1 pseudogene is annotated in these 460 nt (G+C 67.0%); it reads left to right on the top strand.

Annotation, left to right across the window (positions count from 1 at the left end):
• Positions 1-285 (top strand): annotated as a pseudogene (locus DVK07_RS21575) (UDP-glucose 4-epimerase); the annotation flags it as partial.
• Between the last annotated feature and the right edge of the window lie 175 nt (positions 286-460).

Raw genomic sequence — 460 nt, 5'->3', positions numbered from 1 at the left:
CACGCGGACGACGACCTCAACACGTACAACCTCGGGACGCGGACGACGACTTCGGTCACCGCCATCGCCGACATCGTGACCGAGGAGCTGGGCGTCGACCCCGAGTACAGCTACACCGGCGGCGACCGCGGCTGGACCGGCGACGTGCCCAAGATGCGCCTGTCGATCGAGAAGCTCGCGGCGCTCGGCTGGGAACCGTCGTTGTCCAGCCACGAGGCCGTCCGCCGCGCGACCCGCGCCCTCGTCGCAGAGCTCGCTCCCAAGGATCGCTCGGACGCCGAGTAACCTGTGTTCCCAATAATTTAACACAAGTGAAATAACACTCTCAGACGGAGGGAGACCGTCACACGCTCCCTCTCCCCCGAACCGATGGCGGGGGCGGGCGCTACGCTCGCGCCGTTCTGCGGATCTGTCGCCGGATGTCCCGCATCACCACGAGCAGCGTCACCCCGAGCACGAC

Origin of the sequence: Halorubrum sp. Atlit-26R (assembly GCF_003666015.1) — an archaeon.
In the GTDB taxonomy this organism is placed as follows: Archaea; Halobacteriota; Halobacteria; order Halobacteriales; family Haloferacaceae; genus Halorubrum.
Note: the sequence above shows the minus strand (reverse complement) of the source record. Positions and strands in the feature narration are given on the sequence as shown.